Genomic DNA, 26,579 nt, shown 5'->3' with positions numbered 1-26,579 from the left:
GCGATCCCCGACCCTCGGCGGCGCATGGGACGTACCGCCAACCGTGCCACCGAAGGGCAGTCCACATGCGAACCGTTCCCCTCCTCCTCCGATCCGGCCCGACCGTGTCAGCCGCCTTGCTCACGCTCGCCCTGACCGCCCAGACGGCTTCGGCGGCCGGGATCTCCGTGAGCACCAGCGGCTCCACGGTCTCGGTGACCACCAGCGCGTGCCCCACCAGCAGCGGCAGCGGCTACGGCAGCGCCTCGCTCCTCGACAGCAGCCAGCGGTCCTTCGCCGACGGGCGTGTCGTCACGCTCTCGGGGACGAGCACCAGCCAGTCCGCCGTCTGGTCCAACGTGGGAACCGGCACCTACACCGTCACCGTGCGGTGCGCGAACGGCGCCACCGCCGGTTCCCAGGCCGTCATCGTCAGTACCGCCTCGACGCCCACCATCTCCGCCACGGCCTCCCCCACCCGGGGCGTCATGGGCGGTCTCGGGGGCGCCGCCGAGGACTACGGCACCCTCACCTTCGCGGCGGGCGGCGCGCTGGTCGCGTGCGGGCTCGTGGCGACGGCGTGGGTACTGCGCCGGCGTTCGAAGCCCTACCGGCTCTGAGCCCGGACCACACACGGCCGGTGGCCGTCCGCGCGAGCACCCTCGCGCGGACGGCCACCGGCCGTTGCGCGCCTAGGGCCGGACTCCGACCACCACATGCGCGTACATCTCCTCGGACACCGCGAGCCGTGTGACCAGGCGGCCGGCCTCGAAGGCCGCGACCGCCGCCGGCGCCTGGCGTTCACTCGTCTCGACCAGGAGGCAGCCGCCGGGAGCCAGCCAATGCCGTGCCCCGACAGCGACCCGGCGCAGCACGTCGAGGCCGTCGCCGCCGCCGTCCAGGGCGACCAGGGGTTCGTGGTCGCGCGCTTCCGGGGGCAGCAGGCCGACCTCCTCGGTGGGCACGTAGGGCACGTTGGCCGCGAGGATGCCGACCCGGCCCCGCAGGTCGGCGGGCAGGGCGTCGAACAGGTCGCCCTCGTGGGCATGGCCGTCGTACGCGGCGACATTGCGGTGGGCGCAGCGCACGGCCACGGGGTCGATGTCGGCGGCGTGCAGTTCGACTCCGGTGAGTACGGCGGCCAGCGCGGCGCCGACCGCGCCCGAGCCGCAGCACAGGTCCACGACGACGGACGCGTCCGGGGCCTGGGCGAGGGCCTCGGCGACCAGGAACTCGGTACGTCGGCGCGGCACGAAGACACCGGGCTCCACGGCGATGCGCAGGCCGCTGAAATCGGCCCAGCCGAGGACGTGTTCGAGCGGCAGGCCCGAGGCGCGGCGGGCGACCATGGCGGCCACCTCCGCCGGATCGTGGGCGGCGGAGAGTATCAACCGTGCCTCGTCCTCGGCGAAGACACAGCCGGCCGCGCGCAGGGCGGCGGCGACGGAGGCCGGGGAGGAGTCGAACGAAGAGGAACTGGAAGAACCTGAAGAACTGGAAGATCTGGGTGGCATGAAGCCGAGAGCCTTTCGGAAGCCGAAGGGCGCTCTCGCGGTCGCCTAGCGGAGGCGGTCCGTGCTGCCTTGAGGTGAGAGCACCCGAGCTGACACAGCGGTAATGGGTCTCACCTCCCAGGTGATGTCCGGCTGGGGCGTTCCACAGCCGGACGGCAACAGTACCCGAACAGTTCGGTCCGGGCGCCCCAACTCCAGTCGCACCGGCTACGGCACCGCCAACTCCCGCTCGTCGCCCAGGCGTTCGGGTACACGGGCGCCCATGAACGCGGTGGTGCGGCGCAGCCGGAAGCCGAGGGACTCGTACAGCCGGATGGCGTTGGTGTTCTCGGCGGCGGTGTGCAGGAACGGGGTCTCACCGCGGGTGCGGATGCCGTGGGCGACGGCGAGGATCAGCCGGGTCGCGAGGCCCTCGCCGCGCGCGGCCGGGTCGGTGCAGACCGCGCTGATCTCGGTCCAGCCCGGCGGATGCAGCCGCTCCCCCGCCATCGCGACGAGCGCCCCGCCCCGGCGGATCCCGAGGTAGGTACCGAGTTCGATGGTGCGGGGCAGGAAGGGGCCGGGCCTGGTGCGGTCGACCAGGTCCAGCATCTCGGGCACGTCGGCCGGGCCCAGCTCCACGGCCTCCGGGTCCGGGGCGGCGGCCAGTCCGTCGTCCACGAACTGCACGCCCTCAGCGTGGAACGTGATCTCCCAGCCGTCCGGGACCTGCCCTTGGAAACCCAGCAGCGGGACATCGGCGCCGGGGCCGGCGAACGCGGCGAGGTCCGCCCAGTCCCGGTCGTCCAGTTCGGCGGGCAGGGCCAGCCAGGGCGTCACATCGACCGGGTAGCGGACGATCCGGCCCCGCCATTCGGCGAAGTGGGCGTGCGGGCCCGTAAGGGCGGCGAGCGCGGGCTGATCGAGAGGGTGTGGCGTGCTCATGCGCCGGCCTCGGTTTCCGCCGCCGCCCCGACCACGAGGACCGTCTTCCCGCGCGCGTGGCCCTCCTCGACCGTACGCAGCGCCTCGCCGGCCCGGTCGAGCGGGAAGGTGCGGGTCACGTGCGGTGTGAGGTCGCCGCGTACGACGAGGTCCGCGACCGCTTGGAGGACTGAGGCGTCGCGGGCACGGGCGACCCGGGCACCGCCGAGCCGCTCCGCGACGTCCGCGGGCGCGCCCGCCGTGATCAGTTTCGTGCGGTCGGTCAGCAGGGTCGCCGCCTCGGCGAGCACCTCACCGCCGACCAGGTCGTAGACGCCGTCGACACCCTCCGGGGCCGCCGCCCGCACCCGGGCGGCGAAATCGGGGCCGGAGGGGACGTGCACCGCGCCCAGCGACTCGACGAAGTCCTTCTTGCCGTCGCTCGCGACCCCGACGACGCGCAGTCCCCGGGTCCGGGCGATCTGGAGGATCGCGGCGCCGACCCCGCCGCCCGCGCCGGTGACCACCAGGGTCGCGCCCTCCGGCAGGGCGAGCTGGTCGACCCCGTCGTACGCGGTGGCCGCCGCGACGGGCAGGGCCGCCGCGTCCGTGAAGGACAGCGAGCCGGGCTTGGGCGCGGTCACCGTGACGGGCAGCAGCGCGTACTCGGCGTAGCCGCCGGCGACCGGGTTGCCGAAGACCGCGTCCCCGACGGCGAAGCCGATGACGTCCTCGCCGATCTCCGCGACCACCCCGGCGACCTCGTTGCCGAAGACTGCGGGCAGCTCGCGCGCCGCGCCGCCCGCACGGGCGTAGCCGGTGCGCTGCTTCCAGTCGACGGGGTTCACGCCGGCCGCGCGCACCGCCACGAGCAGCTGTCCGGGACCGGGGCGCGGCCGGTCCACGTCGACGAACGCCTCGGTCTCCGGACCGCCGAACCGTGTGAAGACGTACGCCTTGGGCATCTGCTCCCACTCTCCATAGCCAACAGACCGGCCGGCGCCGATCACCACAACCCGCACTCACGGCAAGGCCGATCGCGGGAGTGCTATTCCCGGGGTTGCAGAGACCTGGGGAGAGTTCATACGCCCGCAATGATCACCGCGGGCCCGGGGTCAGGGGCAGGCGCGGCGACCCCGTACGGTGGTACGCGTACCCACTGACCAGGCCTGACCGTGAGGCGCCCACCCTATGAACGTCACCCGAGGCTTCACCGGACGCCCGCGCGTCCAGAACGCCGGGTTGCCGCCCGGCCAGTACGACGCGGGCGACGACTGGCCCGTCCTGTCCGCCGAGGTCACCCCCGATCTGACGCCCGCGGACTGGTCCTTCCGGATCGACGGCCTGGTGGCCGCGCCGCACACCTGGGACTGGGCCGAGGCCCACGCGCTGCCCGCGTCGGCGTACGAGGGCGACATCCACTGTGTGACGAGCTGGTCGAAGTTCGGGGTGCGGTTCGGGGGCGTGTCCCTGGACGCGTTCCTCGACGCGGCGCGGCCCGACGCGTCCGCCACCCATGCCGTCGCCTACTCGCACACCGGGTACACCACGAACCTCCCGCTCGCCGACCTCACGGGCGGCCGGGCCTGGATCGCCTGGGAGTACGACGGGCGGCCACTGGCCGCCGAACACGGCGGCCCGGCACGGCTGCTGGTGCCGCATCTGTACTTCTGGAAGAGCGCCAAGTGGATCGCCGGCCTGCGGCTCCTCGACCACGACGAGCCGGGGTTCTGGGAGCAGAACGGCTATCACGCGCGCGGGAACCCGTGGGAGGAGCAGAGGTACTCCGGTGACTAGGAACACCTCCGACACCACGTCGGCCGACACCTTCGTGCCCCCGACCCGGTTCGCCGTGCCCGGCCGCATCGCCGTCAGCAACCGCGAGGCGGCCCGCTGGCAGACGGCCACACTCACCGAGGTCCGGCGGGAGACGCCCCACGCGTCCACCTTCCGGTTCGCGGTGCCCGGCTGGGCGGGTCATCTGCCCGGCCAGCACCTGATGCTGCGGCTGAGGGCCGACGACGGTTACACGGCCCAGCGGCACTACTCGATCGCCTCGCCCCCGGAAGACGCCGGGCACGTCGAACTGACCCTGGACCATGTCGAGGGCGGCGAGGTGTCCGGCTGGTTCCACACGCTGGCCAAGCCCGGCGACGAGGTGGAGGTACGGGGTCCGCTCAGCGGCTTCTTCGCCTGGCCGGGCGACCGTCCCGCGCTGCTGATCGGCGCCGGCTCCGGGGTCGTACCGCTGATGTCGATGATCCGGCACCACCGCAAGCGCGGACTGACCGTGCCGCTGCGGCTGCTGGTGTCGGCGCACAGTCCCGAGGAGCTGATCTACGCGCGGGAGTACGGGGCCGAGACCACGCCCGTCTTCACCCGCCGGGCGCCCGAAGGTCTGCCGGTCGGGCGGCTGGCGGCCTCCCAGGTGGCGCCGTTGCTGGCCGCCGAGCAGCCGCCGGGCGGGTGGGAGGCGTACGTGTGCGGCTCCAACGCGTTCGCCGAGCACGCCTCGCGGCTGCTGGTGGCGGCGGGCCAGCCCGTGGACCGGATCCGGATCGAACGCTTCGGCTGAGGACGCAGCCCACGGTGGTGCGCCGGACCCACGGGGGCGCGGGCGGGTCGCACGGGCCGACCCTCGTGCGCGGCTCCCGTCGGGCCGGTGTCGCGCGCGACGATGGACGGGTGGCGGTCCGAGGGCGAACGCGGGTGTACGGCTGGCGCTGGCGGCGGAATCCGCTGCGCCGCCGGTCGGACGTGGTGGAGGCGTGGGCGGTGCTCGCCGTCGCCGTGGTGCTGTGCGTCGGCGCGCCCCTGGTCGGCGTGGTCACGGCCCGGTGGGCGTACGACGAGGCGCGGGCGACGGCCACCGTTCAGCGGGCCGAGCGTCATCGCGTCCATGCGGTGGCGGTCGGCGGAGCCGGGGCAGCGGCGCCCTCGGCGGTGGCCGGCAGACAGCACCTGTACCGGGTGCGGGTGCTGTGGACGGAGCCGGGTGCGGGGGCGCGTACGGCTACGGCGCACGTGCCGCCCGGTACGCGGCGCGGTGACACCGTCGTCCTGTGGCTCGACGCGCTCGGGCGACCCGTCGCGCCGCCGCCCAGCGCCGTCGCGGTCCGGCAGCACACGGTGGCGGTGGGCATCTGTGCCGCGGGCCTGGCCGCCGGGGTCGTCCTCCTCGCCCGAACCGCCGTACGCCGTACGGTCGTTCAGCGCCGGCTCGTGGAGTGGGAACGCGCGTGGGCGCGTACGGAGCCGAAGTGGACGGGACGGCGGGCGTGACGGTGGTCCCTACACCATCTCCTGCATCCGGCGGGCGATCCGGCGATGGTCGGTGAGCGCGTCCCGCAGGCCCGGCAGGACGGGCTCGCCCCGGTCGACCAGGACACGGCCGGCGACGACCGTCGTCCACGCGCGGGCCGGTCCGCAGCGCAGCCACGCCTCCACGGGGTCGCTGAGCGCACCGGCGAGCGCGACCTCGTGCAGGTCCCACACGACGAGGTCGGCGCAGGCGCCGGGCCGCAGATGCCCGATCTCGTCGGCGCGACCCAGGCAGCGCGCCGAGCCCCGGGTGGCGATGTCGAGGGCGTCGCGCGCGGTCATCGCACCGGGCCCGCCCCGGTAACGGCCGAGGAGCAGGGCGCCGCGTGTCTCCATCCAGAGCGAGGCGTGGTCGGTGGAGGCGGAGCCGTCGCAGCCGATGCCGACGGGCAGACCCAGTTCGCGCATCTCCTTCACGCGGGCGGTGCCCCCGCCGATGAGCATGTTGGAGCTGGGGCAGTGCGCGACACCGACGCCCGCGGCGGCCAGTCGGCGCAGTTCGGCGTCGTTGGGATAGATGCAGTGCGCGACCCAGGTGCGGTCGCTCATCCAGCCGGCCTCCTCGAAGTACTCGACGGGCCGGCAGCCGTAGGTCTCCAGGCAGTACGTGTCCTCGTCGTGGTCCTCCGCGAGGTGCGTGTGGAGGCGTACGTCGTACCGCTCGGCGAGTTCGGCGGTGGCCGTCATCAGCTCCCTGGTCACCGAGAAGGGCGAGCAGGGCGCGAGGGCGACCCGGATCAGCGCGCCCGGCTCCGGGTCGTGATGGGCCTTGATGAGGCGCTCGCTGTCGGCGAGGACCTCGTCCTCGGTCTGCGTGACGCTCCGGGGCGGCAGTCCGCCGTCCTCCACGGACCGGGTCATCGAGCCACGCGTGGCGTGGAAGCGGAAGCCGATGTCGCGGGCGGCGCGGATCTCTGCGTCGACGAGTCCGGGGCGCGGATGGACGTAGAGGTGGTCGGAGGAGGTGGTGCAGCCGCCCATGAGGAGTTCGGCCATGCCGACGTACGCGGACACGTACGCCGCCTCCTCGTCGAGTGCCGCCCACAGCGGGTAGAGCGTGGTCAGCCAGTCGAAGAGGCTGCCGTTGACGGCGGGCGCGTAGGAGCGGGTGAGGTTCTGGTAGATGTGGTGGTGCGTGTTGATCAGGCCCGGGGTGACGAGCCGCCCGGCCGCCGACACGGTCGTCCGGGCCTCGGGCTCGGTCCCGGCGGCGCCCACGGCGGTGACGCGCCCGCCGTCGACGGCCACCCACCCGCCGGGAATCTCGCGCACGCCGTCCACGACAAGCAGCTCGGCGTCCCTGACCAGGAGTTCCACAGCAGTCGGCATGGCGTCATCGTAGAGGTGAGCGGTCCTCGCGGGGGCCTTGCCCGGGGTATGAGGCCTGGCGGGTCGCCGACCCGCCCACGTACGGTGTGATCATCCGCAAGCGCTTGCCACCACCCCGCAAAGGCGGTCCGACATGGCCCGGTTCGACCTCCCTCTCGACGAACTCCAGGAGTACCGCAGCGCGTCCGTCGAGCCCGAGGACTTCGACGCCTTCTGGTCCAAGACCCTCCAGGAGACGCGGGAACACGAGCTGGACGCCCGTTTCGAGCTGGTGGACACGGGCCTGACCACCGTCGACGTGTACGACGTGACGTTCGCCGGATTCGGCGGTCACCCGGTGAAGGGCTGGCTGCGGCTGCCCGCCGGTGCCTCGGAGCCGCTGCCGGTGGTCGTGGAGTTCATCGGCTACGGCGGCGGGCGTGGTCTGCCGCACGAACACCTGCTGTGGGCGTCGACCGGCCGCGCCCACTTCGCCATGGACACGCGCGGCCAGGGCAGCGCCTGGGGCGGCGGCGGTGGTACGGCCGACCCGGTGGGCAACTCGCCCTCGTACCCCGGATTCATGACCCGTGGCATCGACGCCCCCGAGAACTACTACTACCGGCGGGTGTACACGGACGCGGTGCGCGCGGTGGAGGCGGCCCGCTCGCATCCGCTGGTCGACGCGGCGCGCACGGTGGCCCTCGGTTCCAGTCAGGGCGGCGGGATCACGCTCGCGGTCGGCGGACTGGTCCCCGACCTGGTCGCGGTCGCGCCGGACGTGCCGTTCCTGTGCGACTTCCCGCGCGCTGCGACCCTCACGGACCGTCACCCCTACCGCGAGATCGGCAGCTACCTCAAGACCCACCGGGGCCGCACCGCCGACGCGCTGAACACACTCGCCTACTTCGACGGCGTGCACTTCGCGGCCCGCGGCCGGGCCCCGGCACTCTTCTCGACGGCCCTGGAGGACCAGACCTGCCCGCCGTCCACGGTCTTCGCGGCCTTCAACGCCTGGGCGAACGACGACAAGAAGATCGAGGTCTACGACTTCAACGACCACGAGGGCGGCGGGCCGTTCCAGGAGGCGACGAAGGTGAGCTGGCTGCGCTCGTACGCCTGACGCGCTTGTAACCCGGAACTGGTCGTTTCCGACACCTTCCACGCGATCCGACCAGTCGGTATGTTCATCGGTGCCGGGTCACAGCGTCGTGGCCCGGTGTTCCGGCGGACCACGGAGGGCCCATGTCCGAGCACGTGCCACACGCTCACGGCGACTGCGACGCACGCTTCTCGGCGGTGCGCACGGCGTTCGAGGAGAACTTCCGTGACCGTGGGGAGCTCGGCGCGGCGGTGAGCGTCACGGTCGGCGGCGAGACGGTGGTCGACCTGTGGGGCGGCTGGGCCGACGCGGGGCACACACGCGCGTGGGAGCGCGACACGCTCGTCAACGTGTGGTCGACGTCCAAAGGCCCGGTGGCGCTGTGCGCGCACATCCTCGCCGACCGGGGGCTGCTCGACCTCGACGCCCCGGTGGCCGCGTACTGGCCTGAGTTCGCTGCGGCCGGCAAGGAGGGCGTGCTGGTACGCCACCTGCTGTCGCACCGGGCGGGCCTGTCCGGCCTGCGGGAGCCGCACTCGCTCGCCGACCTCTACGACTGGGAGCTGACGACCCGCCGACTGGCGGCGACGGAGCCCTGGTGGGAGCCGGGGACGCGGTCCGGCTATCACGCGCTGACGTACGGCTTCCTGGTCGGTGAGGTGGTCCGCCGGGTGTCGGGACTGCTGCCGGGCGCCTTCCTGGAGCGGGAGGTGACCGGGCCGTTGGGCATCGACTTCACCATCGGGCTGCCGGAGAAGGAGGCCGGGCGGGCCGCCGAGCTGGTGCGACCACCGGCCGCCTCGACCAGCGAACAGGCCGCGATCTTCGCCCAGTTGACGCCCACGGCGATCGCCGCACTGGCCAATCCCCTCACGGGCCCCGTGGAGGCGAACAGCCCCGAGTGGCGGGCCGCCGAGATACCGGCGGCCAACGGCCACGGCACGGCACGCGCGATCGCCGCGCTGTACGGCGTCTTCGCCGGCCAGGGCTCGTACGGCGGCCTGCGCGTCCTCTCCGCCGAGGCGGCCGAGCGGGTGCGCGAGGGGCAGGGCAGCTGCCGGGACCTGGTGCTCGGCGCCGGTTTCGACCACGAGACGGAGATCGCGCTCGGGCTGTGGCTGAGCGGTACCAACGGCTCGTACGGGCCCAACCCGAGGGCGTACGGCCATGACGGGTTCGGTGGTTCCTGCGGGCTGGCCGACCCGGACGGCGGAGTGTCGATGGGCTATGTGATGAACCGTATGGGTCCTCGTATCGCCGACGACCCGCGGAAGATGGCGCTGATCGACGCCGTGTACAGCGCACTCTGACGCGAGTAAGGACTGAAAATGAGCATTGGGTCGTACAGGGTGAGTGGCAGGTGCAGTCAGATGACAGATTCAGTGGAGGTCGTGGGCGCATAGCGTCGGGGTATGACCGGACGGCGCGCGGCAGATCGTGTGCCTGTCCGATTACGCCCTACCTTTCGAAAGGCACACCCCCATGAGTACGTTCACCACCTCCGACGGCACCGAGATCTTCTTCAAGGACTGGGGCACCGGGCAGCCGGTGGTGTTCAGCCACGGCTGGCCGCTGAACGCGGACGCGTGGGAGGGCCAGTCCCGTCTGGTCGCCGAGCACGGCTTCCGGGCCATCGCGCACGACCGGCGCGGGCACGGCCGTTCCGCACAGCCGTGGCAGGGCAACCACATGGACCAGTACGCGGACGACCTGGCCGAACTGATCGAGTCGCTCGACCTCGACAACGTCATCCTCGTCGGTCACTCGACCGGCGGCGGCGAGGTGACCCGCTACATCGGCCGGCACGGCACGGGTCGCGTCGCCAAGGTCGTGCTGCTGGGCGCGGTGCCGCCGCTGATGCTGAAGACCGACACCAACCCCGAGGGCACGCCCATCGAGGCCTTCGACGGTATCCGCGCGGGCGTCGAGGCGGACCGTTCGCAGTTCTACTGGGACCTCAGCGAGGCCTTCTTCGGCTTCAACCGGCCGGACGCCACCCCGTCCGAGGGCATGCGCCGCGCGTTCTGGCTGTGGAGCATGCAGGTCGGGCTCAAGGCGGCCTACGACTGCGTCAAGCAGTTCTCGGAGACCGACTTCACCGAGGACCTGGGCCGCATCGACGTACCGACGCTGATCGCGCACGGCGCCGATGACCAGATCGTGCCCATCGCCGCGTCGGCGGAGAAGACGGCCCAGCTGGTCAAGGACTCGACGCTGAAGGTCTACCCGGGTGCCCCGCACGGCCTGGTGGGCGACTTCGAGAAGGCGTTCAACGCCGACCTGCTGGAGTTCATCAAGAGCTGACAGGTTGTCACCCGACGGGTGTCCGCGTCGCCACCACCATCCGGCAGCGCGGACTGCCGTCGGGCCTGCGCCCGAACTCGGGCAGGGCACGGGTCTCCACGTCGAAGCCGGCGTTCGTCAACTCCCGTCGTACGTCGCCGAGTCGGAAGGCCCGGTAGTACATGACGAACGGCGGCTTCCACACGGCGTTGCGGACCCTCATCACGGCGTCGAAGCCGAGCAGCGCCCAGTACACGCGCGTTCCCGGCCGGGCCGGCGCCACTACGGGGAACGCGAAGCGCCCGCCCGGCCGCAGTACGGAGTGGACCTGGGCGAACAGCCCCGGCAACTCGCCCGGCAGGAAATGTCCGAACGCCCCGAAGCTGACGACCAGATCGAAGGCGGGGGCGGACGCGAAGGGCAGGGCTCGGGCGTCGCCGCGCACCAGGGTGACGCGCGGACCGCCGGGGCGTTCGCCCGCCCGCCGCCGGGCAACCTCCAGCATGCCCGCACTGATGTCGATGCCGGTGACACTCCCCCGGCACACCTCCTCCAGTACCGCCAGACCGGCGCCGGTACCGCAGCACAGGTCGAGGCCGTCACCGAAGGGCCCGAGGGGCCGAAGCGCCGACGCCACCGCGTCGAGAATCGTGTCCGGCGTACGGAACGGAGTCCGGTCGAACTTCGGCGCCAGCAGGTCGTAGCCACGCTCGACGGACGACAGCGCCTGCACGGCGAGTTCACGGAGGGTGGGTCCTTCGGGGCTGAACATCGGCCCAGTTTAGAAGGAGACCGTGGGTCGCCACCTCGGACACCCGCTGGGGACATTCACCCCTTGGGGTGAGCGGATGCGCGCATTTCGTGAGGCAGTAGAGGCCGGGGATCTCGACGCCGTCGAGAAGCTGCTGGCGGAGAACGTCGTGTTCACCAGTCCGGTCGCGTTCCGGCCGTACCCGGGAAAGGCGATCACCGCGGCGATCCTGCGCGGTGTGTCCCGGGTTTTCGAGGACTTCCGGTACGAGCGGGAGATCGGCGCGTCCGACAGCCGCGACCACGCGCTGGTGTTCACCGCGCGGGTCGGCGAGCGCGAGATTCAGGGCTGCGACTTCCTGCACCTCGACGAGGACGGTCTGATCGACGAGTTGACGGTCATGGTCCGTCCGCTGTCGGCCGCGCAGGCGCTGTCGGCGGCCATGGGCGACCAGTTCGAGCGGATCGCACAGGAGGCGCAGGCCGCCGGGTCCGCCTGAGCGGAGGCGGCCGGCGGGCGCGTTTTGGTTGGATGGCCTCATGACCACAGACGAGCACGCGCGGATGATGCGGGCCAACGAGGCCAACTGGGACGCCCGCACCCCCGTCCATCTCGCCAGCCGTTTCTACGGCCTGGGCGAGAGCCTCGACCCGTCGCGCTGGTTCGCCTCCTGGGAGTGGGAGGACCTCGGCGAACTGGCCGACCGCGATGTGCTCCACCTCCAGTGCCACCTCGGCACGGAGACCCTCGCCTTCGCCGAGCGCGGGGCGCGGGCCGTCGGCCTCGACATTTCCGAGGCGTCCGTGACGGCCGCGCGCGGCATCGCCGCGAAGGCAGGCCTCGACGTGACATACGTACGGGCGAACGTGTACCACGCCGTGGAAGCCCTGGAGCAGCGGGTGTTCGACGTCGTGTACACCGGGAAGGGCGCCCTGTGCTACCTGCCCGACCTGGACCGCTGGGCGGAGACGGTCGTCCAACTCCTGCGCCCCGGCGGCCTGTTGTACATCGTGGAGTTCCATCCGCTGCTCAACTCGCTCGGCCCGAAGCCCGCGCCGGACGACACCGGTGAACTCCTGCTGCGGCACGACTACTTGGGCGCGCCGGGCGTCGCCGTGCACCGCGACGCGACGTTCACGTACACCGACGGGCCGGCCGTGGCCGGGGCCACCGACAGTTTCGAGTGGATGCACGGAATGGACGAGGCGGTCAACGCGTTGATCGGGGCGGGACTGACCATCCGTCGGTTGCGTGAGAGCGACGAACTGCCCTGGCCACGCTGGCCCCGTATGGAACGTACGCAGTCTGGCTGGTGGCGGTTGCCCGAGCCGCGCATCCCGCTCCTGTACGGGCTCCTCGCGAGCCGCTGAGTCACCGTTCACCGCCATACCCGCGCCTCGTGTGGTACGGTGCTGTCAGCACTTGTGTACGCCCCGTTTCGGGCGCCGGTGCAGTTCTTCCTCAGTTCGCTGACCCGCCCGTCGGATTCCGATCGGCGCATCGGCTCTCCCGGTACCACCTCACCAGCTGCGACGTAGTTCTGTCGTACCCGAGGTGTTGCTGTCTCCCGCCGCCCGTCAGCGCGTCCAGCGCGCTCGGTTCTCGCGGCTCTCCCCCTTCCTGTTTCCTCCGCGTGCCTCATGCGGCATGCGTCTTCCGTCCTTGAAAGGACTCCCGACCATGACCACCACACTCGAACACCCCCCAGTAGAACAACTGCCCCCGACCCGGATCGCGACCGGTGTCCTCGACATCGACGGCAACGGGAAGGGGTACCTGCGGGCCGCCGGCAGCTTCCTGCCCACGCCCACCGACCTCCAGGTCTCCCCGGCGCTGATCCGCCGCCACGGTCTGCGCAAGGGCGACCTCGTCGTCGGCGCGCACGGCGGCCAGCGTGCCCTGACCGAGATCGGACTGGTCAACGGCCGTGCGCCCGAAGAGCTGCGCGGCCGTCGCCACTTCCGTGACCTCACCCCGCTGCACCCACGCGACCGCCTGCGTCTCGAACACCCGGCGGCCGGACTCACCGGGCGCGTCACCGATCTGATCGCACCTGTCGGCAAGGGCCAGCGCGGACTGATCGTGGCCCCGCCCAAGACCGGCAAGACCGTACTGCTCCAGCAGGTCGCGGCGGCCGTCGCCGGCAACCACCCCGAGTGCCGCCTGATGGTGGTGCTGCTCGACGAGCGACCCGAGGAGGTCACCGACATGCGGCGCTCCGTGCGCGGCGAGGTGTACGCCTCGACCTTCGACAAGACGCCCAAGCAGCACATCGCGCTCGCCGAACTCGTCGTCGAGCGGGCCAAGCGGCTCGTCGAGGCGGGCGAGGACGTCGTCATCCTCCTGGACTCCCTGACCCGGCTGTGCAGGGCCCACAACAACGCGGCGGCCTCCGGTGGCCGCACCCTCAGCGGCGGGGTCGACGCCGCCGCGATTCTCGGGCCGAAGCGGCTGTTCGGGGCCGCGCGCCTGGCCGAGGAGGGCGGTTCGCTCACGATCCTCGCCACGGCCCTGGTGGAGACCGGCTCCCGTGCCGACGACTTCTTCTTCGAGGAGCTGAAGGGCACGGGCAACATGGAGCTGCGGCTGAGCCGCGAGCTCGCCTCCCGGCGGGTCTATCCGGCCGTCGACATCAACCCGTCCGGCACCCGTCGCGAGGAACTCCTGCTGTCCCCGGCCGAGTTGACGACCGTACAGGGCCTGCGGCGGGCCCTGCAGACGCGGGACGGCCAGGCGAGCCTGGAGACCCTCCTGGAGCGGCTCCGCGACACCCCGGACAACGCGACCTTCCTACGCCGCATCCAGCCGACACTGCCCGCCGAGTAGCCACACCTTTGGGCGCCTGTGTGCTCCCCGGTGTGGCATCCGGGTGTTCGGGGCCGGTCTTCGGCCCCGGCAGCGCCTCGTGCGGCACGTCCATTCTTACGTTTGCGGTATGACCATCAGATTCTCTTCCCGGATCGCCGCCTCCTGCTGTGCGCTGTGCGTGACGGGCGTGCTGGCGCTCACGCCCGTCACGGCGTCCGCCCGCACCGGTGCCGACCCGGTCACGCCGACGGCGGCGGGCGCGCGGCTGCTGTACCGCTCCGGCACCCAGGCCCGGCTCCGCCCCGGAGCGCCCCGCCTTCCCCGGGACGTGTCCGCGCTGTCGTGGCTGGTGGCCGACGCCGGCACCGGTGAGGTGCTCGCCGCGCACAACGCGCACCGCAAACTGCCACCGGCCAGCACGCTCAAGACACTCTTCGCCCTCACCGTGCTGCCCACCCTGCCCGCGGGCCTGCGGCACAAGGTCACCGAGGCCGATCTGGCGGGCATCGGGGCCGGCAGCAGTCTGGTCGGGGTCGCGGCGGGGCGTACGTACCGTGTCTCCGACCTGTGGCGGGGGGTGTTCCTCAACTCCGGGAACGACGCCGTGCACGTCCTATCCGCCATGAGCGGGGGCTGGCGCGACACCGCCGTCCGGATGCAGGCCAAGGCCCGCTCGCTGGGCGCCCGCGACACCCACGTGCGTTCGCCCGACGGCTACGACACGTCGGGGCAGGTGTCGTCGGCGTACGACCTCGCGGTGTTCGGCCGGACCGGGCTGCGCAACGCCGACTTCGCCGCGTACTGCGGCACGGCCTACGCGAGGTTCCCGGGCGGGGGCGGCTGGTCGTACGAGATCCAGAACACCAACCGGCTGCTGACCGGCGCCAACGGCGTCGAGCGCTACCGGGGGGTGATCGGCGTCAAGAACGGCTACACCAGCAAGGCCGGCAACACACTGGTCGCCGCCGCGCGCCGGGGCGGGCGCACCCTGGTCGTCACGGTGATGAACCCTCAGGACGGCGGTGGGTTCGCCGTCTACGAGGAGGCCCGCTCGCTGCTCGACTGGGGCTTCGGGGCCGCCGGACGCGTGACTCCCGTCGGCTCGCTGGTCGCCGCGCGGCCTGTGGCGCAGGCGGGCCCGGAGGCATCGGTGCCGGTGCCGGTGCCGGTCCCCGCCACCGTGGCGTCCGACAGCGGGCCGGGCTGGCCGGAGACCTGGACGATCCTCGGAGCGGCCGTGGTCGGTGCCGGAGCGGTGTCGCTGGTGTTGCGGATCGTGGTCCCGAAGCGGGTCTGAACGGCGTCGTCCACCGGCAGCCACAGCAGCAGCCCGAGGGTGACCCAGACGTACGCGCTGCCGCCGACGAAGCCGTCGACACCGGACGCGTCGTCGAACCACAGCCACACGACACTCGTACACAGCACCGCGTACACAGCGCCCGCCACGCGCGCGTGCCCGGTGCGCAGCAGGACGGCGAACGACGGGAGCAGCCAGACGAGATGGTGGACCCAGGTGATCGGGCTGACCAGACACGCGGTCAGCCCGGTGAGGGCGAACGCGGCCCACCAGTCCCCCACGGCGACGGCCCGGCGAGCCCGCCACGTCCAGACAGCGAGGACGACCACCACCAACACCAGCCACACGGCACGGCTGGGTTCACCCGGTGCCGCCAGCCGCGCCAGCACACCCTGGAGCGACTGGTTGGAGACGTACGCCGCCTTCCCGATGCGCTCGGTGTCCCACAACGCATCGCTCCAGTAGAAGCGCGAGGCGTCCGGCGCGACCCACACCGCGAGCGCGGTGGCCGCCGCGGCGACGGCCGTCGCGACCCCGGCGGCCCGCCGCCGCCCGGCGAGCAGCAGCAACCCGATGAAGAGCGCGGGAGTCAGCTTGATGGCAGCGGCGAGCCCGATCCCGATCCCCGCCCAGCGGGTCCGCCCGGTCGTCAGCAGCCAGGCGTCGGTGAGGACGAGGGCCAGCAGGACGAGGTTCACCTGGCCGAAGCTGACGGTGTCGCGGACGGGTTCGAACAGTGCCAGCACACAGCCGGTCAGGGCCCAGCCGTACCAGCCGTACGGGCGCAGCACGGGTCCGGCGGTCATCCACACCACCGCGCCGAGCGCCGCCAGGTTGAGGAGCAACGCGGCGGTGATCGCGGCGCGCAGCCCGAGCAGCGCCATCGGCAGCATGCTGACGGCCGCGAACGGCGGATAGGTGAAGCCGTACGTCGTGCCGGGCACCCGGTAGTCGTAGATCCGGCCGCCGTGGTGGACCCAGGTGTCGACGGTCCCGTAGTAGACCCGCAGGTCGAACCAGCCGCGCAGCAGCGGCACGGTCGCCGTGAACACGGTCACCGTGACGACGAGGACGAGCACCAGGAGCAGCCGTTCCCGGTCGGTGCGGGGCAGTCTCACCGGGCTCATACCGTGCTCTCCCTCAGAGGTGTCCTGGCCGTCTGGTGGGCCTGCCAGAGGACGACCACGGCCAGCGCGCCACCGGAGACGGCAAGGATCAGTTCCTCGGTCCCGGCGGGCGCACCGCTCGGCATGGCCAGGAGCGCGACGACCCCGGTGACGGCGGCGAGGCGGTGGCGTACGGAGGTGCTGGGCGCCGCGGCGGCGATGAGGAACAGGGCCCACAGGGCGTACCAGGGCCGGATCGCCGGGCCGAGGACGACCACGACGGCCAGGCTGAGGCCGAGGGCGTAGAGCGGGCTGAGTCGTGGGCGGCGCAGCCATATGAAGGCGACGGCGAGGACCGTGACGGCGATGCCGAGCAGATGCCAGGCCGGGACGGCGAGCGGTGCCAGATCGCTGCCGATCTTCGTGAGCGCGGCGGCCGTCGCGCGCCCGAGAAGACTGGTGAGAGCCCAGTTCTGGGGTGACACCGGGGTTTTCAGGGCGCCTATCCAGCCGTAGCCGGTTCCGGCCAGCGCGGTGACGCCGACGGTGGTGGCGGCTGCCGCGCCCGCGGTGGTCAGTACCGCCCGCACCGGGCTGCGGCCCGCGCGGATCTGGAGCGCCACGACCGCGGCGAGGCCGAGAACGGCGGGTGCCTTGACGAGGGCGGCGAGCGTGACGAGTACGGCGCCGAGTACCGGCCACCGGCCCAGCGCGGCCACCAGGCCGACGCCGAGCAGCCCGAGCATGATCGCGTCGTTGTGGGCGCCTGCCACCAGGTGCAGCAGGACCAGCGGGTTGAGGGCACCGAGCCAGAGCGCGGCGGCCGGGTCGGCGCCGCTGTGCCGGGCGAGACGGGGCAGGGCCGCCGCCATCAGCGCCACGCCGAGCAACGCGACCAGCCGCAGGCCGAACAGGCCGGCGGGGATCTCGCCCCGGGTCAGTCCGGAGAGCCCGGACGCGACGGCGAGGAACACCGGGCCGTAGGGGGCGCCGGTCTGCTGCCACACCGGGGCGACCTCGGCGGCGAGCGGCCCGCCGAGCAGGGCGGGGCCTTGCGTGTACACATCCATGTGCGCGTCGACCATCGCGCCCTGGGCCAGATAGCTGTAGACGTCCCGGCTGAACAGGGGTGGGGCGAGGAGGAGCGGGGCCGCCCAGACGACGAGGACGAGCATCAGGGACCGTACGGTGGGCGGCTCCGGGCCCCGGACGAGTCTGCCGAGCAGGATCCAGGCGGCTATCAGCAGGACGACGCCGAAGTAGACGCCTACCAGGCCCAGTGCGGCGCGGCCGGTGGAGGGTGCGATGAGTTCCCGTACGGGGAGGGCTCCGGCGGTCTCGCCGCCGAGGGCGAGGCATGCGGTGCCGATCAGGCCCATGGCCTGGCATCGGGAGAGGGTTGTCGGGGGAGCCTTCACCTGTGCAGCGTGGCAAGGGTTGGTGGACGGAGGGCTACGGGGTGCCTTCCGGGTGGGGGCCTGTGCGTTACCGCTGGGTGGGTGTGGTCGGCTGCCGGCCGGTGGGGCTTGTCACTCCCCCACTCTCGGCGGTAGCCGCATCACGCACAGCCCCGCGCCCCTGGGGGCGCGCCCCTCATCAGAAGACCGATACTCCCGTCAGTGTCGTGAAGCGGTCCAGGGCTGCCACCCCAGCCACCGAGTTGCCCCGCTCGTCCAGCCCTGGGCTCCACACGCACAGCGTGCAGCGGCCCGGGACGATCGCGATGATGCCGCCGCCCACTCCGCTCTTGCCGGGGAGGCCCACGCGGTAGGCGAAGTCGCCTGCCGCGTCGTAGGTGCCGCAGGTCAGCATGATGGCGTTGATCTGTTTGGACTGGCTCTGGGTAAGGAGTCGGGTGCCGTCGGCCCGGACACCGTGGCGGGCCAGGAAGGCCGATGCGAGGGCGAGGTCGGCGCAGGACGCCTCGACCGAGCACTGACGGAAGTACTGCTCCAGCAGCTCGGGGACGGGGTTGTCGATGTTGCCGTACGAGGCCATGAAGTGGGCGAGGGCGGCGTTGCGGTGACCGCGTCCGGCCTCGGAGGCGGCCACCTCCTTGTCGAAGGTGAGCCCGGGGTTGCCGGACTCCGTGCGCAAAAAGTCGAGGAGCGTGCCGGCCGCGTCCCCGGTACGGGTGTGCAGGCGGTCGGTGACGACGAGGGCGCCCGCGTTGATGAACGGGTTGCGCGGGATGCCGCTCTCGTACTCCAGCTGGATCAGGGAGTTGAAGGGATTGCCGGACGGTTCGCGGCCGACGTGCTCCCAGAGTTCGTCGCCCTCGCGGGCCAGGTCGAGGGCGAGGGTGAAGACCTTGGTGACGGACTGCGCGGAGAACGGTTCCCGCCAGTCCCCCACCCCGTACACCGTGCCGTCGAGTTCGGCGACGGCCATGCCGAAGCTGCGTGGGTCGCGGGCGGCGAGCGCCGGGATGTAGTCGGCGGGGCGCCCGCGGCCGGGAGTGCGTTCGATCTCCTCGGCGATGCGCTCCAGGACCGGCAGGAAGGTCGGGGGCGAGGACGAGGGCGAAGGAGCTGGTGCCATGATCGCCATTCTCCCTTCGTACCGGTCCTGGTGCGCGTTCGTGCCTGAGCGGTCCTGGTGAAGTCGCGTGCGCGACAACGCCCCGACAGGGGCGCGGGGCTGTGTCGATATGCGGCTCCGCCACACGGGCACGACCGGCCCCCGCCGGCCCGCAGCGGAGCGCTATGCGCCGTTGCCCGCCAGGATCTCGGGGCGCAGCAGGTCGGCGAGTCGTTCGGCGGGCAACAGACCCTTTTCCAGGACGAGTTCGGCGACGCCCCGGCCGCTGACGAGCGCCTCCTTGGCGATGTCGGTGGCCGCCGTGTACCCGATGTAAGGGTTGAGAGCGGTGACCAGGCCGATGGAGTTCTCCACGCTTGCGCGCAGCGCCTCGGTGTTGGCGGTGATGCCGTCGACGCAGCGTTCGGCGAGCGTGAGGCAGGCGGCGCGCAGGTGGGTGATGGACTCCGAGAGGGAGTGCAGGATGATCGGCTCGAAGGCGTTGAGCTGGAGCTGTCCGGCCTCCGCGGCCATGGTGATGGTGACGTCGTTGCCGATCACCTCGAACGCGACCTGGTTGACGACCTCGGGGATCACCGGGTTCACCTTGCCGGGCATGATCGACGAACCCGCCTGCACCGGCGGCAGGTTGATCTCGCCGAGCCCGGCGCGCGGCCCGGAGGACAGCAGGCGCAGGTCGTTGCAGCTCTTGGAGAGCTTGACGGCGACCCTCTTGAGCACCCCCGACATCTGGACGAACGCCCCGCAGTCCTGGGTGGCTTCGACCAGGTTGGCGGCCGTGACGAGCGGCAGTCCGGTGATCGCGGAGAGGTGACGGCGGGCCGACTCGGCATATCCGGCGGGGGCGTTGAGGCCCGTGCCGATGGCGGTGGCGCCGAGGTTGATCTCGTGGATCAGCTCGACCGCCTCCGCGAGACGGCTGCGGTCCTCCTCGATCATCACGGCGTACGCCGAGAACTCCTGCCCGAGTGTCATCGGAACGGCGTCCTGGAGCTGCGTACGCCCCATCTTCAGCACGTCGTGGAACTCGACCGCCTTGCGGGCGAAGGCGTCCTGGAGCACGGTCATCGCCTTGAGCAGTTCCCGCACCGCGAAGACGGTCGCGACCTTGACGGCGGTCGGGTAGACGTCGTTGGTGGACTGTCCGAGGTTGACGTCCTCGTTGGGGTGCAGGTGCTGGTACTGGCCCTTCTCGTGGCCCAGCAGCTCCAACGCCCGGTTGGCGACCACCTCGTTGGCGTTCATGTTCGTCGAGGTGCCCGCCCCGCCCTGGATGACGTCCACCACGAACTGGTCGTGCAGCCCGCCGCCCCGGATCTCCCGGCACGCCTCGGCTATCGCGGCGGCCTTCCTCGGCTCCAGCAGCCCGAGTTCCTCGTTGGCGAGGGCGGCGGCCTCCTTGACGGCGGCGAGGGCGTCGATGAGGTGCGGGTAGGCGGAGATGGTCATGCCGGTGATGGGAAAGTTCTCCGTGGCGCGCAGGGTGTGGACACCCCAGTACGCCTCGGCGGGAACGTCACGGTCGCCGAGCAGGTCGTGTTCGCTGCGGGTGGCTGCGGCGGTCATGGCTGGGTGGGCCTGCTTTCGTGAAGGGGGCTGGCGATTCAGCCCGTCTGGGGGTACCCCCCTCTGGGGGAGTTCGAGAACGAGGCCCGCCTATCCAGCCCGTCCGGCGTTTGAGGACGAAGCCCACCTATCCAGCCCGTCCGGCGTTTGAGGACGAGGCCCCTTCAGGGCCGAAGGGGGGTCTGGGGGCGCAGCCCCCAGGAACGGGATGGGCCGGGCAGGGCAGGGGCGGCGGGGGCGAAGAAATCCGCGCGGATCCCCCTACCGCCGCGGTACCGGATCGAGCGCACGGGCAGGTCGGACCCGTCCGACCTCACGGCCGCCGCCCAGCAGAGCCTCACCCGCGAACTCGGTGAGCAACTCCGGGTCCACGCCGACCCGGGCAAGTGCCGCCGCCGTCACCGGAACGCGGGCCCGGTTCGCGCCGTCGGCGATCTTCACCGCGACAGCCCGGCCGTCCGGGAGGGCGGCGACCTGGACGCCCTCGAAGCCGTCCTTGCTGAGCAGCCCGGGTACGGCCCGCATCAGCGCGGCCACGTCCCGGCCGGAACCGGAGGCCATCTCGGCGTGGTCGCGCATCGCGTCGGCGACCAGCGCCTCCGGGGTGCCCGGGGCGGCGGTGGTGATCCGGGCCGCGGCGCGGGCAAGGCCATGCAGGGAGATGGAGAAGAGGGGTGCTCCGCAGCCGTCGACGGTCACCCGGGCGATGCGCTGGCCGGTGAGGTCCTCGACGATCTCGGCGATCGCCTGCTGGAGGGGGTGGCCCGGGTCGAGGTAGCTGTCGAGGGGCCAGCCGCCCAGCTCGCAGGTGTAGAGCATGGCCGCGTGCTTGCCGGAGCAGTTCTGGGCGAGACGGGAGGGCAGCCGGCCCTCGCGTATCCAGGTGTCCCGGACGACCGGGTCGAACGGCAGGTCCGGCACGTTGCGCAGATCGTCCTCGGCCAGGCCGGCCAGCTCCAGGATGCGGCGCGAGCCTGCCAGGTGGCGTTCCTCGCCGGAGTGGCTGGCGGCGGCCAGGGAGAGCAGTTCGCCGTCGAGGGGCAGTCCTGCCCTGAGCATGGCCACCGCCTGCACCGGCTTCAGGGCCGAGCGCGGATAGAAGGCCGCCTCGATGTCGCCCACCTGCAGCTCCACCTGGCCGTCGGCGCCGAGGACGACGACGGAACCGTAGTGGATGCCCTCGGTGACCCCGCCGCGCACCAGGTGCGCGACGGGCGAGTGGAGGGGTTCGCGGATCGCGGGGGCGTCCGCCAGAGAACTGCCGTACATGGCTGTCTGCGCTGCTTCCTGCATTACTTCATCCTGCATCACCGCGTGGTTCACGCGTCGGCTCCGGCCGACCCGCCGGCTTGGGTGGATTCGCCGGCCGCGTTCGCTTCGGCGGCCTTGCGGGCCACCTGTCCGCGGACGCCGTACCAGCCGGCGACCAGTACCCCGGCGATCAGCGGGAGACACAGCACGGTGGTGCGGCCGGCGCCGCCGTCGGCGTACATCAGGACGAGGACCGAGGCGAGGAAGGCCAGCGTCACGAGTTCGGTCCACGGGGAGCCGGGGAGGCGGTAGCTCGGGCGGGTCAGCTCGCCGTTCTCGGTCTTCCGCCAGAACACCAGGTGGCAGACCATGATCATGCCCCAGGTGGCGAGGATGCCGATCGCGGCGAAGTTCAGCACGATCTCGAACGCGTCGGCGGGGACGACGAAGTTCAGGCCGACACCGAGTACGCAGAAACCGCTGGTGAGCAGGATGCCGCCGTACGGGACCTGGCTGCGGCTCATGTTGCCGGTGAACTTCGGCGCGGAGCCGGACATCGCCATCGAGCGCAGGATGCGGCCGGTGGAGTACAGGCCCGAGTTGAGGGACGACATGGCCGCCGTGAGGACGACCAGGTTCATCACGCCGCCCGCTGCCGGGATGCCGATGTTGGACAGGACGGTCACGAAGGGGCTCTCGCCCGACGTGTACTTGTTCCACGGCAGCAGCATCGAGAGGAGGACGACCGAGCCGACGTAGAAGAGACCGACACGCCACATGATCGAGTTGATCGCCTTCGGCATGATCTTCTCGGGGTTCTCGGTCTCGCCCGCCGCGACACCCACGAGTTCGACGGAGGCGTAGGCGAAGACGACGCCCTGGATGATCAGCAGCATGGGCAGCAGGCCGTTGGGGAAGACGCCGCCGTTGTCGGTGATCAGGGACGGGCCGGGGGTGGTGCCGTCGACCTCGTGCTGGGTGACCAGCAGGAAGATGCCGATCAGCATGAAGACGACGAGGGCGCTGACCTTGATGATGGCGAACCAGAACTCCATCTCGCCGAACATCCTCACCGAGATCAGGTTCACGGTGAGGACGACCGCCAGGGCGATCAGCGCGAGCACCCACTGCGGGATGTCGGAGAACAGGCCCCAGTAGTGGGTGTAGAGGGCCACCGCGGTGATGTCGGCGATGCCGGTGGTGGCCCAGTTCAGGAAGTACATCCAGCCTGCGATGTAGGCGCCCTTCTCGCCCAGGAACTCACGGGCGTACGACACGAAGGCGCCGGACGAGGGCCGGTACAGGACGAGCTCGCCCAGTGCCCGGACGACGAGGAAGGCGAAGACGCCGCAGACCGCGTAGGCGATGAAGAGGGACGGGCCGGCGTCGGCCAGCCGGCCGCCGGCGCCGAGGAACAGGCCGGTGCCGATGGCTCCGCCGATGGCGATCATGTTGACGTGCCGGGCCTTCAGCGACTTGCTGTAGCCCGCGTCCCCGGCGTCGACGTGTACGGCCTTCTTCTGCGCCGTACCGTTCGCCGCACTGTTCTTCGTGCCGTCCTGCAGGGATTGCTCGCTCACGCCTCGGGTCCGCCTTCCGGGGATGTCTCGTGGGGGGTGTCCGTGTGCGCGGCGCGCACGATGTCGGTGAGGGTCGTGGAGACCCGGTCGAGGTGATGGGACATGGCCGCGACCGCGTCGTCCTCGCTGCGGTCGATCAGCGCCTCGACGATCGCCCGGTGCTCGCGGTTGGACTGCTCGCGTCGGCCGCCCAGTTCGTTCAGGAAGGCCGACTGACGGGCCAGCGCGTCCCGGATCTCCTCGATCACCCGGCGGAACACCGGGTTCTGGGCGGCCTGCGCCACGGCCAGATGGAAGAGGGTGTCCATGGCGACCCACGCGGTGGTGTCGGTCTCGTGCTCCATGCGGTCCAGCAGGTGCGCGAGGTGGTCGAGGTCCTCGGGGGTCCGCCGCAGGGCCGCGTAGCCGGCGACCGGGATCTCGACGTGCCGGCGGACTTCGAGGAGGTCGCTGGCCGCGTAGTCGCCGAAGGTGGGGTCCTCGACGGTGCTGGACACCACGAAGGTGCCCTTGCCGGTCCTGGAGACGGTCAGGCCCATGGTCTGCAGGGCCCGCAGGGCCTCCCGCAGCACGGGCCGGCTCACCTCCAGGCGTCGGCACAGCTCGGCCTCGGAGGGGAGCTTGTCCCCGACGGCGTAATCTCCGCGCTCGATGGCGCTGCGCAGATGACCGAGGACCGCTTCCATCGCGCTGACGCGCCGCGGCACCGAGCCACCTGTCTGGCTGTCTGACAGGTTCACGGGGGTGATCCTGCGGGTGAAGGGACGGCACTGTCAAGGGTGTGAGGCCGGGGACCGCCTTTCGCCCCGGCCTCGGACCCCGGCCGGCTCAGTTCAGTACACCCGCGCCCAGCAGCCCGAACAGCAGTACGCCCACGACGATCCGGTAGATCACGAAGGCGTTGAAGGAGTGCTTGGCGACGAACTTCAGCAGCCAGGCGATGGAGCCGTAGGCGACGACGAAGGACACCGCCGTGCCGACGGCCAGCGGCGCGACGCCCACGCCCGCACCCAGGGCGTCCTTCAGCTCGTACAGCCCGGCGCCGGTCAGGGCGGGAATGCCGAGGAAGAAGGAGAGCCGGGTGGCGGCGACCCGGTCGAGGTCGAGGATCAGCGCCGTCGACATGGTGGCGCCGGAGCGGGAGAAGCCGGGGAACAGCAGGGCGAGGATCTGTGAACTGCCCACCAGCATCGCGTCCTTGAAGGTGGTGTCGTCCTCGCCGCGCTTGTGCCGGCCCATCTGGTCCGCGGCCCACATCACCCCGCTCCCGACGATCAGCGAGGCGGCGACCACCCACAGCGAGGCCAGCGGGCCCTCGATCAGCGGCTTGGCGGCGAGGCCCACGACGACGATCGGGATGGTGGCGTAGATGACCCACCAGGCGAACTTGTAGTCGTGGTGGTCACGCTCGTCGCGGTTCCGCAGGCCCCTCCCCCAGGCGGAGACGATCCGGACGATGTCCTTGAAGAAGTACACGAACACGGCGGCGATCGCGCCGACCTGGATGACGGCCGAGAACCCGACCACGGCGTCGTCGTCGACGGGGATACTCATCAGCCCCTCGACGATCTTCAGATGGCCGGTCGAGGAGACCGGCAGGAACTCGGTCACCCCCTCGACGGCTCCGAGGACGACGGCCTGACCGACGGAGATGGCGCTCATGGAATCCAGTTCTGCTGGGGAGGGACGGGCAGCGGCGGGGTCAGTCCTACTACACACCGGCAAGGCCCGGACGCCCCCTGTCTACAGCGCCCCGCCCACCCACACGCCCGCGAAAGCCGCCCCGAGACCGGCCACCACGCTCACCATGACGTTGGCGACGGCGAAGAGACCGGCCCCGTCCTCGGCCAGCCGCAGCGTCTCGTACGAGAAGGTCGAGTACGTGGTCAGCGCGCCGCACAGTCCCGTACCCAGGAGCAGCTGGAGGTTCGGGCCCGGGGCGGCGCCGGTGAGCAGGCCGAGGATCAGGCAACCGGTGACGTTGACGGCGAGGGTGCCCCAGGGGAGGACCGTGTCGTGGCGGGACCGGACGATCCTGTCGGTGAGATAGCGGAGGGGCGCGCCGACCATTCCGCCCGCGATCACGAGCAGCCAGTTCACAACGAGTTCTTACCTTTCCCATCCGTTTTGCCCGGTTCGGCCTTGGTCCGGCGGACATTCCGGATGACCTCGCCGTCGATGAGGAGGGTCACACACGGGGCGCCGCCGGTCAGCCTTGTCATCGTCGCCTCCGCTTCAGGACCCGGCGGGTCGCGGTCGCGGCGAGCGTCACGGCGGCGAGGGCCGCGAGCAGGGTCGTGGCGAGGTACGCGAGCCCGGTGCCGGGGTGGCCGTGGTCGACCAGTTTCTGGATGTCGACGGCGTACGTCGAGAAGGTGGTGAAGCCGCCGAGCACTCCGGTGCCGAAGAAGGGGCGTACGAGGCGGCGGGCGGTCCAGATCTCCGTGACGGCCACCATGAACACGCCGATCACGGCACAGCCGACGACGTTGACCCAGAAAGTGGTCCAGGGGAAGCCGCCGGTCCGCGCGGGCCACGCCAACGAGGCCGCGTACCGGGCGCAGGCGCCGATCGCGCCGCCGATCGCGACCACCGCGACGACGGGTGCCTGCCCGAGGAGGACGGATGGGCGCGGCTGGGCGGCGGCGGTCCCGGTCGGGATGTCGGGGGCTGTCATGGCCGTACGTCTCCTACGCGCCTGTATGCGCAAGCAGGGACTCGGTTCGGATACGGCGGGCCCCACCGCCGCGCCGCGCGCGGGGATCGCGGCCGGTCAACAGGGTAATGCGGGGGGTACGGGGGCCGCGTCCCGACAGGGGCGCCGGGCCGTACCGATCTGCGGCTCCGCGCGATGGGGGTCCCCCAGGCCCTTGAGGCGCTGAGGGAGAAGCCCTGAGCGAGGGGGCGACAAGCCCCCGCCGGCCCGCAGAACACTCCGCCGACGGACAGCCCTCTACTACCAACCCTTCTCGAACATGCGGGCCACCTCCGCGATGCGCACCTCGTCGGGCCGATAGAAGGTGCGCCAGCGGATCCGTTTCGTCCGGACCGCGCCGATGCCCGCCAGAAGGCCCAGATGGGTCGTGGCGACGGAGAGGGGGACGCCGAGTTTCGCGGCGACGGCCGCCGCCGTCACGCCGTCCTCGACGGGATCGCCGTGTCGTTGGGGCGGGAAGTGCGCGCCCGGGTCCTTCAGCCACTCCAGGATCTCCAGGCGTTGCCCGCCTACCGGTCTCTTCAGCATCGCGCCTCCTCGTCCCGGTCACCGC

General features: G+C 71.7%; 26 protein-coding genes and 1 pseudogene. 11 read left to right on the top strand and 16 right to left on the bottom strand.

Annotated features, from left to right (window positions below):
* Positions 1–65: 65 nt before the first annotated feature.
* Positions 66–599 (top strand): hypothetical protein, encoded by a 534-nt coding sequence (locus tag ACW4TU_RS42070; protein ID WP_457422305.1) that lies wholly within the window; start codon positions 66–68, stop codon positions 597–599.
* 72 nt (positions 600–671) lie between these two features.
* On the opposite strand, the gene ACW4TU_RS42065 is transcribed toward ACW4TU_RS42070, so the two are convergent.
* From ACW4TU_RS42065 to ACW4TU_RS42055, 3 genes are all read right to left on the bottom strand, one after another.
* Entirely contained in the window at positions 672–1,493 is an 822-nt protein-coding gene (locus ACW4TU_RS42065; protein WP_457422303.1) for a putative protein N(5)-glutamine methyltransferase, read from the bottom strand.
* A gap of 207 nt (positions 1,494–1,700) precedes the next feature.
* Positions 1,701–2,417: a GNAT family N-acetyltransferase gene (locus tag ACW4TU_RS42060; protein WP_457422301.1), complete on the bottom strand. Its 717-nt coding sequence runs from the start codon at positions 2,415–2,417 to the stop codon at positions 1,701–1,703.
* Positions 2,414–3,361: a quinone oxidoreductase family protein gene (locus ACW4TU_RS42055; RefSeq protein ID WP_457422299.1), complete on the bottom strand. Its 948-nt coding sequence runs from the start codon at positions 3,359–3,361 to the stop codon at positions 2,414–2,416. Before ACW4TU_RS42055 ends, ACW4TU_RS42060 begins: the two co-directional genes overlap by 4 nt.
* Positions 3,362–3,587: 226 nt before the next feature.
* Between ACW4TU_RS42055 and ACW4TU_RS42050 the strand changes: the two genes are divergently transcribed.
* The 3 genes from ACW4TU_RS42050 (at position 3,588) to ACW4TU_RS42040 (ending at position 5,678) form a co-directional block, all read left to right on the top strand.
* Positions 3,588–4,193, top strand: coding sequence for a sulfite oxidase-like oxidoreductase (locus ACW4TU_RS42050; protein WP_457422297.1), 606 nt, complete (start codon positions 3,588–3,590; stop codon positions 4,191–4,193).
* Positions 4,186–4,971 carry a ferredoxin reductase gene (locus ACW4TU_RS42045; RefSeq protein ID WP_457422295.1) on the top strand — a complete coding sequence of 262 codons (786 nt, stop codon included), beginning with the start codon at positions 4,186–4,188 and terminating at the stop codon, positions 4,969–4,971. The genes ACW4TU_RS42050 and ACW4TU_RS42045 overlap by 8 nt, the downstream gene beginning before the upstream one ends.
* Before the next feature lie 110 nt (positions 4,972–5,081).
* The gene (locus ACW4TU_RS42040) at positions 5,082–5,678 is read left to right on the top strand and encodes an Rv1733c family protein (RefSeq protein WP_457422293.1); all 597 of its coding nucleotides are present in this window, start codon (positions 5,082–5,084) and stop codon (positions 5,676–5,678) included.
* Positions 5,679–5,687: 9 nt separating this feature from the next.
* Here ACW4TU_RS42040 and ACW4TU_RS42035 read toward each other — a convergent pair whose 3' ends face one another.
* Positions 5,688–7,046 (bottom strand): 8-oxoguanine deaminase, encoded by a 1,359-nt coding sequence (locus ACW4TU_RS42035; RefSeq protein WP_457422291.1) that lies wholly within the window; start codon positions 7,044–7,046, stop codon positions 5,688–5,690.
* Positions 7,047–7,179: 133 nt separating this feature from the next.
* On the opposite strand from ACW4TU_RS42035, the gene ACW4TU_RS42030 reads away from it, so the two are divergent.
* From ACW4TU_RS42030 to ACW4TU_RS42020, 3 genes are all read left to right on the top strand, one after another.
* On the top strand, positions 7,180–8,148 hold the full coding sequence (locus ACW4TU_RS42030; protein ID WP_457422289.1) for an acetylxylan esterase: 969 nt from the start codon (positions 7,180–7,182) through the stop codon (positions 8,146–8,148).
* A gap of 122 nt (positions 8,149–8,270) precedes the next feature.
* Positions 8,271–9,437 carry a serine hydrolase domain-containing protein gene (locus ACW4TU_RS42025; protein WP_457422287.1) on the top strand — a complete coding sequence of 389 codons (1,167 nt, stop codon included), beginning with the start codon at positions 8,271–8,273 and terminating at the stop codon, positions 9,435–9,437.
* A gap of 172 nt (positions 9,438–9,609) precedes the next feature.
* Positions 9,610–10,431, top strand: a complete 822-nt coding sequence (locus tag ACW4TU_RS42020; RefSeq protein ID WP_457422285.1) for an alpha/beta fold hydrolase — start codon at positions 9,610–9,612, stop codon at positions 10,429–10,431.
* A 7-nt stretch (positions 10,432–10,438) separates the two neighbouring features.
* On the opposite strand, the gene ACW4TU_RS42015 is transcribed toward ACW4TU_RS42020, so the two are convergent.
* Positions 10,439–11,182 (bottom strand): class I SAM-dependent methyltransferase, encoded by a 744-nt coding sequence (locus tag ACW4TU_RS42015; RefSeq protein ID WP_457422283.1) that lies wholly within the window; start codon positions 11,180–11,182, stop codon positions 10,439–10,441.
* Between the two features lie 76 nt (positions 11,183–11,258).
* Between ACW4TU_RS42015 and ACW4TU_RS42010 the strand changes: the two genes are divergently transcribed.
* From ACW4TU_RS42010 to ACW4TU_RS41995, 4 genes and pseudogenes are all read left to right on the top strand, one after another.
* The gene (locus tag ACW4TU_RS42010; RefSeq protein ID WP_457422281.1) at positions 11,259–11,660 is read left to right on the top strand and encodes a nuclear transport factor 2 family protein; all 402 of its coding nucleotides are present in this window, start codon (positions 11,259–11,261) and stop codon (positions 11,658–11,660) included.
* 40 nt (positions 11,661–11,700) lie between these two features.
* Complete coding sequence (locus tag ACW4TU_RS42005) at positions 11,701–12,531, top strand: class I SAM-dependent methyltransferase (RefSeq protein ID WP_457422279.1); 831 nt, start codon at positions 11,701–11,703, stop codon at positions 12,529–12,531.
* Between the two features lie 310 nt (positions 12,532–12,841).
* The gene (gene rho / locus ACW4TU_RS42000) at positions 12,842–13,987 is read left to right on the top strand and encodes a transcription termination factor Rho (protein ID WP_457422277.1); all 1,146 of its coding nucleotides are present in this window, start codon (positions 12,842–12,844) and stop codon (positions 13,985–13,987) included.
* A gap of 109 nt (positions 13,988–14,096) precedes the next feature.
* Positions 14,097–14,921, top strand: a pseudogene (locus tag ACW4TU_RS41995) (D-alanyl-D-alanine carboxypeptidase family protein); the annotation flags it as partial.
* An 83-nt stretch (positions 14,922–15,004) separates the two neighbouring features.
* On the opposite strand, the gene ACW4TU_RS41990 reads toward ACW4TU_RS41995, so the two are convergent.
* The 11 genes from ACW4TU_RS41990 to ACW4TU_RS41940 all read right to left on the bottom strand — a co-directional run bounded on the left by ACW4TU_RS41990 (position 15,005) and on the right by ACW4TU_RS41940 (position 26,554).
* Entirely contained in the window at positions 15,005–16,393 is a 1,389-nt protein-coding gene (locus ACW4TU_RS41990) for a glycosyltransferase 87 family protein (RefSeq protein ID WP_457422275.1), read from the bottom strand.
* Positions 16,390–17,751: a polyprenol phosphomannose-dependent alpha 1,6 mannosyltransferase MptB gene (gene mptB / locus ACW4TU_RS41985; RefSeq protein ID WP_457430581.1), complete on the bottom strand. Its 1,362-nt coding sequence runs from the start codon at positions 17,749–17,751 to the stop codon at positions 16,390–16,392. Before mptB ends, ACW4TU_RS41990 begins: the two co-directional genes overlap by 4 nt.
* Positions 17,752–17,968: 217 nt before the next feature.
* The gene (locus ACW4TU_RS41980; protein WP_457422273.1) at positions 17,969–18,922 is read right to left on the bottom strand and encodes a glutaminase; all 954 of its coding nucleotides are present in this window, start codon (positions 18,920–18,922) and stop codon (positions 17,969–17,971) included.
* A 153-nt stretch (positions 18,923–19,075) separates the two neighbouring features.
* On the bottom strand, positions 19,076–20,479 hold the full coding sequence (gene aspA, locus ACW4TU_RS41975) for an aspartate ammonia-lyase (RefSeq protein ID WP_457422271.1): 1,404 nt from the start codon (positions 20,477–20,479) through the stop codon (positions 19,076–19,078).
* A 261-nt stretch (positions 20,480–20,740) separates the two neighbouring features.
* Entirely contained in the window at positions 20,741–21,748 is a 1,008-nt protein-coding gene (locus tag ACW4TU_RS41970; protein ID WP_457430579.1) for an asparaginase, read from the bottom strand.
* 50 nt (positions 21,749–21,798) lie between these two features.
* Positions 21,799–23,310 carry an amino acid permease gene (locus tag ACW4TU_RS41965; protein ID WP_457422269.1) on the bottom strand — a complete coding sequence of 504 codons (1,512 nt, stop codon included), beginning with the start codon at positions 23,308–23,310 and terminating at the stop codon, positions 21,799–21,801.
* A complete protein-coding gene (locus ACW4TU_RS41960; protein WP_457430577.1) occupies positions 23,307–23,996 on the bottom strand; it encodes a FadR/GntR family transcriptional regulator in 690 nt (229 codons plus the stop codon). Before ACW4TU_RS41960 ends, ACW4TU_RS41965 begins: the two co-directional genes overlap by 4 nt.
* A 142-nt stretch (positions 23,997–24,138) precedes the next feature.
* Positions 24,139–24,972 (bottom strand): undecaprenyl-diphosphate phosphatase, encoded by an 834-nt coding sequence (locus ACW4TU_RS41955; protein ID WP_457422267.1) that lies wholly within the window; start codon positions 24,970–24,972, stop codon positions 24,139–24,141.
* 81 nt (positions 24,973–25,053) lie between these two features.
* Entirely contained in the window at positions 25,054–25,410 is a 357-nt protein-coding gene (gene crcB, locus ACW4TU_RS41950; protein WP_457422265.1) for a fluoride efflux transporter CrcB, read from the bottom strand.
* Between the two features lie 118 nt (positions 25,411–25,528).
* Positions 25,529–25,987 (bottom strand): fluoride efflux transporter CrcB, encoded by a 459-nt coding sequence (gene crcB, locus ACW4TU_RS41945; RefSeq protein ID WP_457422263.1) that lies wholly within the window; start codon positions 25,985–25,987, stop codon positions 25,529–25,531.
* Between the two features lie 279 nt (positions 25,988–26,266).
* A complete protein-coding gene (locus ACW4TU_RS41940) occupies positions 26,267–26,554 on the bottom strand; it encodes an ArsR family transcriptional regulator (protein WP_457422261.1) in 288 nt (95 codons plus the stop codon).
* Between the last annotated feature and the right edge of the window lie 25 nt (positions 26,555–26,579).

This window comes from Streptomyces kryoterrae (assembly GCF_054072135.1).
This window is presented reverse-complemented; position numbering and strand designations above follow the sequence as displayed.